Raw genomic sequence first — 8605 nt, forward strand, 5'->3', positions numbered from 1 at the left:
GCTTACTTCTCCTCGACGAGCGTGGGGTTGATGGTGCGCATGATCCAGATCGCCACGGCGATCAAGAAGAACGCGGCGGGGGCCAGGACCATGAGGCCGTTGGGGGTGTACCAGCCACCGTCGGTGACCAGCGGCATGACCGTGATGCCAAGCACCTTGCCGGCGCCGAACAGCTCGCGGACGAAGCCGACCGAGATCAGGATCAGGCTGTAGCCCAGCCCGTTGCCGACCCCGTCGATGAAGCTTGGCCACGGCTCGTTCTGCATCGCGTAGGCCTCGGCGCGGCCCATCACGATGCAGTTCGTGATGATCAGCCCGACGTAGACCGACATCTGCGCGGCGACGTCGTAGACGAAGGCCTTGAGCACCTGGTCGGTGATGATCACCAGCGAGGCGATGATCGTCAGCTGCACGATGATGCGGATGCTGGACGGGATGCGGTCGCGGATCAGGCTGATCGAGAAGTTGGAGAGCGCGACCACGACGGTCAGCGCGATCGACATCACGATCGCCGTCTCGAGCTTGCTGGTCACCGCCAGCGCCGAACACACGCCGAGCACCTGAACGGCGATCGGGTTGGTGTTCAACAGCGGATCGAGCAGGACTTCCTTAGCTTTTTTCGCCATTAGGTGCCCTCGGGGTTGGCTGGTTGGCCAGGATTGGGATCAGTGGGGGCCGCGGCGCCGCCGAGAATCTCGGGCGGGCCCTGTTCGCGGACCTTGGCGAGGAACGGACCGAAGCCGTTCTCACCGAGCCAGAACTCCATCATGTTGGTCACGCCGCGGCTGGTGATCGTGGCGCCGGACAGCGCGTCGACCTGGTGCTCGCCGCTGGCGTTCTTGACGACGGCGATCGCAACCTCGTCGCTGCCCTCGGCGAACGCCTTCTTGCCCTTCCACGAGCCCTTCCAGACCGGGTTGTCGACCTCGCCGCCAAGCCCAGGGGTCTCGGCGTGCTTGTAGTAGGTGATGCCCGAGATCGTGCTGCCGTCGGCCTCCATGGCCAGGTAGCCGAACAAGAAGCCCCACAGGCCGTAGCCCTCGACCGGGATGATGATCTTCTTGACCGCCCGCTTGTCGTCGACGAGGTAGTAGACCTTGCCCACGGTGGGCAGGAACCGGACCTTGGCCTCGTTGGGCGGGGCCGCGAGCCCGGCCGCTTGGGCAGCCTTCATCGGGTCGTACTCGACGGGGCCGACGCCATCGACCTCGGCGATTGGATCACCGGTCTTCAGGTCGATGAGCTGCGGGACCAGGCGCTGCTCGAACAGGCCCTGAATCTCTGCGTTGGGCAGATTCTGGCCGGGCCGGAGCAGCCCCGCGACGTCGAGCACCTTCTTTTGGCGATCGACCGTGGCGTTCTCTGTTTGGCGATCCTTGAGGAAGATCGCGGCGCCCGAGACCCCGAGCGAGCACACCAGGCACACGCCGATCGCGAACCCAGCGATGTACCCGGGAGAGTCTTTCTTGGACGTGGCCATTAGTGCGCCTCCTTCCCGGCTGCCCCAGCTGCGGCGGGTAGCCCGGCGTCATAGCGCGCGTTGCGGCGCTTGACGTTGGCCTGGACCACGACGTGGTCGATCAGGGGAGCGAACATGTTCATGAACAAGATCGCCAGCATCATGCCCTCTGGGTAGCCAGGGTTGACGACCCGGACCAGGACCACGAACACGCCGATGAAGAAGCCGTAGACCAGCTTGCCGATGTCGGTGAAGGCCGACGAGACCGGGTCGGTGGCCATGAACACCATGCCGAACGCCCACCCGCCGAGCACCATGTGCCACTCGGGGCCCATGGCGAACATCGGGTTGGTGTCGGAGCCGATCGCGTTGAGGCCCAGCGCCATCAGCACGGTCCCGCCGATCACGCCGGCCATGGTCCGCCACGAGCCGATCTTGGTCACGACCAGGATCACGGCGCCAACGATGCACAAGAGCGCGGAGGTCTCGCCCATCGAGCCCGGGACCACGCCGATGAACGAGTTCATCCACAGATCCGAGTTGGCCTCGAGCGCGGCCATGCCCTGGTTCGCGTCAGCGGCGACGGCCAGCCAGGTCGCCCCGGTGAACACGTCGGTGTTCTCGGCGGCGACCCACACGGCGTCACCCGACATCGCGGCCGGATACGCGAAGAACAAGAACGCCCGCGAGACGAGCGCGGGGTTCATGACGTTCATGCCGACCCCGCCGAACACCTCTTTGCCCAGGATCACGCCAAACGCGATGCCGACCGCGACCATCCACAGCGGAATGGTGGGCGGCAGCGTGAGCGCAAACAAGAACCAGGTGACGAGGAAGCCCTCTGTGACCTCGTGGCGGCGAATGATCGAGAAGATGAGCTCGATGTGGCCGCCGACCAGGCCGACCGTCAGCCAGACCGGGAAGAAGTAGAGGAAGCCCAAGAACCCGCACGCGAACGGGTTGCTGACGCTGTAGTCGAGACCCAGCGCCTCGAACACCCAGCTCTGCCAGTTGCCGAGCGGCGCGGCGCCCTGCCCGATTGCGAGCGCGGCCTGGTAGCCGGTGTTCCAGCAGGCGAACAGACAGATCGGCAGCAGCGCGATGACGACCGTGATCATCATGCGCTTTTGGTCGAGGTGATCCCGCACGTGGGAGGCGGCTTTGGTCACCGACCCGGGCGTGTAGAGGATCGTGTCTGCGGCCTCGTAGGCCGGATATAGGGCTTCGTACTTGCCGCCCTTTTCAAAGAGGTGCGAGACCTTGTCGAGTTGTTGGCGCAGGAAGTCCATCGGCGATCAGCCTTCCTTCCAGATGGTTTCGAGGTTCGCCCGCAAGACAGGACCGTAGTCCTGCTTGCCGGGGCACACGAAGGTGCAGAGGGCGACGTCCTCTTCGTCGAGCTCGAGCACGCCGAGCTCTTCGGCGCGACCGACGTCGTTGACGAGGATCGCTCGCAACAAGAAGGTGGGGAGGATGTCGAATGGGAACACCCGTTCGAACATGCCGATCGGCACCATGTACCGATGCGACCCGTTGAGCGCGGTGGTGAAGTCGAAGGTCTTGCCGGGGGTCAGCGCCGAGGCGAACGCGCCCGAGGTCGAGTACTGGTCGAAGCCGGGCTTGACCCAACCTAGCAGCTCGCGCTCACGACCTTCGCGCAGCGCGCTGACCTGCAGGTGGTAGCGACCGAGGTAGCCGTGGACCTCGCCCATTGCGGTGCGGCCGGTCAGCACCGAGCCGGAGATGACCCGGTTCTCGACGTTGGTGAGCGCGCCTTCGACGAGCTGGTCGATGAACGCGCCGAGCCGCGTGGTCAGCAGCTTGGGCGCGCGCACGGTCGGGCCGGCCAGGCTCACGACCCGCTCGACGTCCAAGCTGCCCGTGCTGAACAGCCGGCCGATCAGGACCACGTCCTGGTAGCCGAGGTGCCACACGGTCTTCTTGCGGCTGACCGGATCCAGGGTGTGGATGTGAAAGCCGACGGTGCCCGCGGGGTGTGGCCCGTGAAATTCTTCGAGCTGAACGTTGGAGATCTTGCCGGTCGGGATCTTGGTCCCGGCGCCCTTGCAAACGAAGACCTTGCCGGTGGTCAGCTTGGCGACCACGGCGAGGCCGGCCTCGAAGTCTTTCTCGCGACCGGCGAGCACCTTCTCTACATCGGGCGCGTGCGGGTTGGTGTCCGAAGCGGTCACGAACACCGAGTGCGGCGCGTCGGAGCTGGGCGGCGGCACGCGACCAAACGGCCGGGCTCGGATCGCCGTCCACATGCCCGACTCTTGCAGCAGCGCGACGACTTGATCGCGCGTGAGCTTGTCGGTCTTGGTGCCCTTCTCGTAGCTGGCGAAAGACTGCAGTTCTTCGGGCTTGGGCGTGCCTTCACGCTCGCTGGCGCTGAGCTCGATCACGACCGACTGCAGCGAGCGAAACTCGCCACGGTTGATCGCGCTGACGATGCCGGCACCGGGTGCGGTGAAGCGAACGCCCTCGCTCTTGCGGTCCTCGAACAGCAGCTGCCCGCGCTTGACGGCCTCGCCAACCTTGACGTGCATCCGCGGCTTCATGCCCGGATAGTCGGCGGCGAGGATCGCCACGTGGGTGGGCTTGGGCGCGGCGGCGACCTTCTGCTCGGGCGCGCCGTTGATCGGCAGGTCCAGGCCCTTTTTGATCGTGTGTACGGCCATGTCTGAACGGCTGCGGATCGGTCCGCAGGCGGCCGCTTTGTACCCGCTCCATCCCGACAACGGAAGCGCTTCGCTCGTGTCTAATTTCGATGCTCGATCTTGGCTAGCTCATCGCGGTCGGGCGCCTCATCGGGCGCATCGAACGCTAGCCAACGTGCAGCCCCCTGCACATTGAGCTAGCTCACCGATGTGGGTGGCTCGCGGATCTGCGATAGTCGATCGCGTGAACCGCCAAGGCCCGATGTCGCCGCAGACGTCCCCTGCACCGCTCGAGACGTCTGCGTGGACCGGGCCGACCTCGCTCGAGGCGATTCGAGCGGCCCGCGCCTCGATCGAGGCGTGGATCGTCGAGACCCCGCTGTGGGCCTGGCGCAGCCCCACCCTCTCGTCGCGGCGGGAAACCGACACCCCGGTCTGGCTCAAGCTCGAGCTGCTGCAGCGCGCGGGCAGCTTCAAGCCTCGCGGCGCGCTCACGGTCATGCGGACGCTCGACGCAGACGCGCTCGCCCGCGGCGTCACGGCGATCAGCGCGGGCAACCACGCGATGGCGGTCGGGTACGCCGCGCAGGTGCTCGGGACCACCGCGAAGGTCGTGATGCCCAACAACGCCAACCCCGGCCGGATCGAGGGCTGCCGCCGCTACGGCGCCGAGGTCGTGCTGGTCGAGGACGTCCACGCCGGGTTTCGCCGGGTCGAGCAGATCGCCGCGGACGAAGGTCGGACCTTCGTGCACCCCTTCGAGGGCCCGCTGACCGCGCTCGGCACCGCGGGGGTCGGGCTCGAGCTGATCGAGCAGGCCCGCGCGGCCGGGACCGATCTCGACGCGGTGATCGTGCCGATCGGCGGTGGGGGTCTGTGCGCGGGTGTGGCCGCAGCCGTGAAGCTCGCCGCGCCCAACTGCGAGGTGTTCGGGGTCGAGCCGATCGGGGCCGACAGCATGCACCGCAGCTTCGCCGCGGGGGCGCCCGCTTCGATCGACGCCGTGCGCACGATCGCCGACAGCCTGGGCGCTCCGTATGCGAAGCCGTATAGCTTCGAGCTGTGCCGCGCCAACGTGGACGAGTTGGTCCTCGTCGATGATGATCAGCTGCGCGACGCGATGCGGCTGCTGTTTCGGGACGCGAAGCTCGCGGTTGAGCCGGCCGGAGCCGCGGCTACGGCTGCGCTGCTTGGGCCGCTGCGTGCGCGACTCGTCAACGCGAAGGTTGGTGTGGTCGTGTGCGGCAGTAATATTGATGAGGCCAGCTTCGCGGCGCTGCTTGGGCTGTGAGCGGCTGGGAACCGCATCAGCCCTCCTGCCCCTGAGTTTCCTGGGAAGGGTTCTTGCCGGCTCGGGCCCGACGCCGAAGTGCGGCTTCGATGGCGACGTTCAGAACCAACGTGAGCCCGGCCGCGACCAAGCCCGCGACCAGTGGGCGCAGCTCGAGCCAGACCACGACGAAGACGACCGCGAAGGTCCAACCGAACACGATCTTCTTTACCCTGCCCCACTCGCGCTGTTGCAGGGGAAACAGCGTGCGACCGGGCGAGACCAGGCGTGCGTCATTCGGGTCGTCGTTCAATCGCAGTACTCCTCCAGCGCGTCCGCTCCGATCGCTCCTGCTGCGGCCCCCGCATCCGGAGGGCGAGCGCCACAACACGCCACAGCGGTGCTCGCCACGACACCGGTCCAGATGTACTTCCCTGCTCGATCGATGCTTTCGGCGAGCGCGGCGGACTCGGCCAACGTGATCCCGAACACCCGCCTCAGCGCCCGCTCGACGCCGTTCGCCGAGGTCAACCCTGACCACGTTCGGCAGCCGGGCGGGTGGATGTCCCGCATCGAGGTCATAGCTCCGTCAGCGAGTGGCGGACTTCGTAGGTGGTACCGTCGCGGGTGTAGCGAATTACAGATGTCTCAGTGTCACGATCGACGATGAGTTGGGCGCCGACGAGGTCCGCGAAGTCCGGGTTGAGCTGGCCGTAGAGGTTTAGAATCATGTATTCGCCCGACTTTACCGGCTCGAGTTCGCCACAGTTGAATCGGCAGCCCGTGACCTGGCCAAGGCCGATCAACAACAGGATCGTGCTCAGCCAGGCTGCAAATCGATCGGTCATCACTATTCCGTCCTCTCGAGTTCGAATTTTTGCCCCTCGAAATGTAGCTCCTGCATACCTTCGATGTAGGGAGAAGCCAGGTTCGACCAGCGTTCTTGCTCTTGGATAGCATCACCAGGACCATCGAGTACCGTAACGACTGGGTCGACGAGGTCGAGGAGTTCGCCGAACCCACACGACGAAGCCCCGTGCACGGGCGTGCTGTATATCACAACCATCGTGATGAACGCGCTGATTAACAGTGTTGCCCGGCGTCGTGCCGAACATGGGGCAGTTGTCGTTGAGATCGTCATCTGGAGCAGCCATGGCTGCTGTGGTCGGGCGTTTGCATGTTCCTCCGTCATCGAGACACAGCGAATTGCTGATAGTTGAAGCCGTTCCAGCTTGCGCGGGTCGGCTTCCTGGACGCCAGGGCTCGAACCTCGTCGTCGGTCCTTGCCTTGTGACCATTGAGTTTCTTGTCGCCGATCGCGTTGATGTTGTGGGAGATTTCATGCGCGATTTTCCCTCCGCTCGTCGCTCGGTCAAACTTGCGATCTCCGTTTCGACGGAACATTCCGCGCTTGTTGTTTTTGCATACACGAATCCATGAATGCCAGGATGAGAGCGTCCATGCTGACGAATATGTGAATCCACAGATCTCGCCGGTGCTGCGGCACTTGAAGGTGATCACGTTCTTCGAGCAGCGCCGCACGATCTTGCGGAAGTTCCACTTGATCCGGTGAAACCGGGTGTCGTTGTACTTCCCCCACCACTCGCGGCCATCGTTCTTGTAGTTGTTCCAGTCAGACTTTCGTCGCTTGCGCTTGCGACCTGCCTGTCCGTTGAACCAGTCCCGCGACAGCCGCCCTTGGCGCTCGGCTTCGTCGAGCCAGTCCTCGATGTTGGCCCTGGCGCCCGCGTGGCAGTTCTTGATCTTCGGCTTCTTCGCCTCACCAGTCGGATCCGTGGCGCTGCCGGGCGCATTGGTGACGTAGGTGTAGCCGTTGCCCAGGTTCTCCTCGTCGGCCCAGCTCCCCAGGCTGTCGCGGCTGATGAAGCGGCCGGAGATCGGGTCGAGGTGACGCGTGCGCAGATCGTAGAGCCCGAGCGCCGCGAGCCACCGCCGACCGGCGAACAGATAGGGGTTGCCGCTGTACGAGTCCGGCACTGGGGCGCCGGCCCAGAAAAAGCTGGGTTCACCGAAGTCCTGGTAGGCGTAGCGCTCGATCCACAAGGACCCAACGGTGGGCTTGTGGACCAGCGCGGTCGTCGAGCCGCTCTCGTCGTCGTAGTACCACCACGACTCACCGCGGATCATCTGCAAGCGATGGTCGAGGCCGTTGCCGTAGAGGTAAGTGGCGCTGGGGCTCGCGTCGTCGTTGTCGTATTCCTCGATCACGTTCCAGTCGTCGTAGACGTAGTGCGCGGTGTTGGTCGCGCCGTCGCTCAGCGATGTTGCTCGAATCTTGCGACCGAGGGCGTCATAGCCGAAGCGAACCGCGACCGCGTCGGTCACGACAGCGACGAGGCGCCCGCGGTGGTCGTACTCCAGCTCGCGGTCAGCCCCGGCGTTGGTGCTTGCGCTGGTCTGTGAGAGGTTCCCGGCCGCGTCGTGTGTCCAGGCTTCACAGGGTGTCTGTGTGTATTGATTGAGCCCCGCCTCCAGGGCATAGCTCCCGGCGCAGGTGCCTCCGCTAACGCTCACCCGATTGCCGGCGTGGTCGAGCTCGTAGTCGACCGTTCGATCCGTGGCGACGCTGCCGGCGACCTCGCTGGCGACCATGCGACCGAGCGAGTCGTGGGTCATCGAGCGAGCTCCGCTGACCTGGGCGCTCCCCAGGCTGTGCTCGGACTGCTTGTTGTCGGCCTCGTCGAAGTTGTAGGTGCGGCTGTCGATCACCGCGCCGCCAAGCGCGACGTGCTCGCTGGCGATCATCCGCCGCGCGAGGTCGTAGGTGTACTCGGACGTGGTGTCGGGCTGGAAGTAGGTCCGCCGCGCCACGCTCGGGCCGAGATAGTCGAGCTGAACCAGCGGGGCCCCGCCCTCGCTGATCGTCCGAGTCCGACGCAGGCCGTCAAAGCTGCGCTCGATCACGCGACCGCCCGGATACGTCGTCGCGGTCGCGTTGCCGAGCCCGTCGCGCGCATAGGTGATCGCTCGCGCGGGTCCGCCCGTCGCGGTCTGCGTCTCGAGCAGCGCCGCGCCCAGGGAGTCGTGGCGCCACGAGATCTGGCTGTCGTCGTCGCTCGCGCCGACCAGCAGCGACCGGCCGTCGAACGCGAAGCGCTCGAAGCTGGTGTCCGCGTTCACGCCCGGCCCCGGGATCACGCTCACGCCAACGCGACGTCCAAGTTGATCGAGGCCAAACGTCAGCCGTGTACCGCT

General features: G+C 65.6%; 8 protein-coding genes. 1 reads left to right on the forward strand and 7 read right to left on the reverse strand.

What is annotated here, in order from left to right; all coding sequences use genetic code 11:
* Positions 1 to 2 precede the first annotated feature (2 nt).
* The 4 genes from DB30_RS31975 to DB30_RS31990 are packed head-to-tail and all read right to left on the reverse strand — an operon-like array spanning position 3 to position 4140.
* Positions 3 to 626: an NADH:ubiquinone reductase (Na(+)-transporting) subunit D gene (locus tag DB30_RS31975; protein WP_052556178.1), complete on the reverse strand. Its 624-nt coding sequence runs from the start codon at positions 624 to 626 to the stop codon at positions 3 to 5.
* On the reverse strand, positions 626 to 1480 hold the full coding sequence (locus DB30_RS31980) for a Na(+)-translocating NADH-quinone reductase subunit C (RefSeq protein ID WP_052556181.1): 855 nt from the start codon (positions 1478 to 1480) through the stop codon (positions 626 to 628). The genes DB30_RS31975 and DB30_RS31980 overlap by 1 nt, the downstream gene beginning before the upstream one ends.
* Complete coding sequence (locus DB30_RS31985) at positions 1480 to 2748, reverse strand: NADH:ubiquinone reductase (Na(+)-transporting) subunit B (protein WP_052556183.1); 1269 nt, start codon at positions 2746 to 2748, stop codon at positions 1480 to 1482. The genes DB30_RS31980 and DB30_RS31985 overlap by 1 nt, the downstream gene beginning before the upstream one ends.
* Positions 2749 to 2754: 6 nt before the next feature.
* Positions 2755 to 4140 (reverse strand): Na(+)-translocating NADH-quinone reductase subunit A, encoded by a 1386-nt coding sequence (locus DB30_RS31990; protein ID WP_052556185.1) that lies wholly within the window; start codon positions 4138 to 4140, stop codon positions 2755 to 2757.
* 241 nt (positions 4141 to 4381) lie between these two features.
* Here DB30_RS31990 and DB30_RS31995 point away from each other — a divergent pair, with 241 nt between their 5' ends.
* Entirely contained in the window at positions 4382 to 5410 is a 1029-nt protein-coding gene (locus DB30_RS31995) for a threonine ammonia-lyase (protein ID WP_052556188.1), read from the forward strand.
* 16 nt (positions 5411 to 5426) lie between these two features.
* Here the strand turns inward: DB30_RS31995 and DB30_RS32000 are convergent, their stop codons facing one another.
* The 3 genes from DB30_RS32000 to DB30_RS32010 all read right to left on the reverse strand — a co-directional run.
* Entirely contained in the window at positions 5427 to 5702 is a 276-nt protein-coding gene (locus DB30_RS32000) for a hypothetical protein (RefSeq protein ID WP_052556190.1), read from the reverse strand.
* A gap of 265 nt (positions 5703 to 5967) precedes the next feature.
* Complete coding sequence (locus DB30_RS32005; RefSeq protein ID WP_052556194.1) at positions 5968 to 6237, reverse strand: hypothetical protein; 270 nt, start codon at positions 6235 to 6237, stop codon at positions 5968 to 5970.
* Positions 6238 to 6577: 340 nt separating this feature from the next.
* Positions 6578 to 8605: RHS repeat protein (locus DB30_RS32010; protein ID WP_146661538.1), on the reverse strand; the 2028-nt coding region annotated here is incomplete at its 5' end.

It is taken from the genome of Enhygromyxa salina (assembly GCF_000737335.2).
Classification (GTDB): domain Bacteria; phylum Myxococcota_A; class Polyangia; order Nannocystales; family Nannocystaceae; genus Plesiocystis; species Plesiocystis salina_C.